The 1488-nt window shown below is 60.3% G+C and carries 2 protein-coding genes; both read left to right on the forward strand.

What is annotated here, in order from left to right; translation table 11 throughout:
* The first annotated feature begins 646 nt into the window (after positions 1-646).
* Positions 647-1081: an SDR family NAD(P)-dependent oxidoreductase gene (locus FXV83_RS36865; protein ID WP_148744567.1), complete on the forward strand. Its 435-nt coding sequence runs from the start codon at positions 647-649 to the stop codon at positions 1079-1081.
* Positions 993-1415 carry an IS66-like element accessory protein TnpA gene (tnpA, locus tag FXV83_RS36870; protein ID WP_148744569.1) on the forward strand — a complete coding sequence of 141 codons (423 nt, stop codon included), beginning with the start codon at positions 993-995 and terminating at the stop codon, positions 1413-1415. Before FXV83_RS36865 ends, tnpA begins: the two co-directional genes overlap by 89 nt.
* Positions 1416-1488: the final 73 nt, after the last annotated feature.

Raw genomic sequence — 1488 nt, forward strand, 5'->3', positions numbered from 1 at the left:
GATGACGTAACCAATATCCCTTACCCACCGAGGTCTGCGAGAGATGAGACGACGATGGAGGATCGGTCTTCCCGGCGCATGCGAACACTGGTGACCCGAATGGCCCGTTCGAGGCCTGTCCGCTAATCAGCTCGAATGCGCGCTGATATCCATGATGGCCCGGAGCACAGCACGCTCCAATCAGAGGCCGGATACATTGATGCAAGACCGCATCTGCCAGGTTGACGAAACCTCTTGCAACGCGCGGCCGGACCATACATTCGGGTCAATCGCGTCGCTTTGGCCGCGTGCCGTTCTCGTCCGATCTACCTCTGAGAACGGACATCGTCAGACCGCCCCTCCACGGTCACATAGTCATCGAGCGATGCCGGAAACAGCATGCTCTGCCCGCGATCCACCCCTTCAACAAAGCGCTTCATTGGACGTCCCCGCAAGTGCATGGAATCCTACCGCGCGAATCACCGGAAACAGCACGTTTTCACACGGCCTGGGTCATAAGCGGACATCAGAGAACTTCCCGGAAGCGGACGCATTGTCGATTGCGGGCGACGTGACTCTGGCTTTGCCAAAGGGACATAGCGCCCCGACAGTTGGTGTCACGGTTGCGAGCAGACGCATTCAATCTTTGCCGGAAAAGGATAGCGAGATGACGGAACGAATTTCGTTGGAGGGGAAGGTCGCGGTCGTGACTGGGGCAGGCCGCGGGCTGGGGCGGGCATACGTCGAACTCCTCGCCGAACGCGGGGCCCGGGTCGTGGTGAACGACCTGGGGACCGACGTATCGGGGTTCGGGAAGGACTCCACGATAGCGGAACAGGTCGCCGACCTCATTCGGTCGCGTGGAGGCGAGGCCATCGCGAATGACAGCGATGTCTCCAGTCCTGAAGGTGGCAGCGACTTGATCGTAAGCGTGGTGCCGAGGCCCTTCAGATTGTTTGTGCGCAGTCTTGTGAGCGCCGCTAGAAGAGTCATCTTCTGCAAGGGTGCTCACAATGGACAACCATTCGGACGACATAAGACGACCGCTGTCTCCGCGTATCGAAGTGTATGCTGGAGTAGGCCGAAAGCAGTGGCCGGATGATTTGAAGGCCCAGATAGTCGCGGAAAGCCTCGAGCCAGGCGCGATTGTAACAGATATCGCGCGTCGCCATGGCTGCCGGCCCCAGCAGGTGCATGACTGGCGGCGCCGGGCGCGTTCAGGTCAACTGGTGCTGCCGGCTTCGGCGGATACAGTAACATTCGTGCCTTTGGTGTCGGAAACGTCGCCATCGGCGGCTGCCGCGCCGTCCGGATCGTCGGAAGCTGCCGCTGTTACGGTTGAGTTCCTGGGGGCCCGGGTGGAGGTGCGGGGAACGCCTGGGCTTGCCGTGCTGAGTGATGTGTTTGTGGCGTTGCGCCGGACACGTTCATGCTGACGGCTCCCGCTGGCCTCATGATTTACGTTGCAACCCGACCTGTAGACTTTAGGAATTATGTGGAGCCCACGAT

This window comes from Bradyrhizobium hipponense (assembly GCF_008123965.1).
In the GTDB taxonomy this organism is placed as follows: domain Bacteria; phylum Pseudomonadota; class Alphaproteobacteria; order Rhizobiales; family Xanthobacteraceae; genus Bradyrhizobium; species Bradyrhizobium hipponense.

Excerpts from the sequence above, each read along its gene's own strand:
- FXV83_RS36865 (WP_148744567.1), top strand. The coding sequence starts at position 647 with ATGACGGAACGAATTTCGTTGGAGGGGAAGGTCGCGGTCGTGACTGGG.
- tnpA (WP_148744569.1), top strand. The coding sequence starts at position 993 with ATGGACAACCATTCGGACGACATAAGACGACCGCTGTCTCCGCGTATC.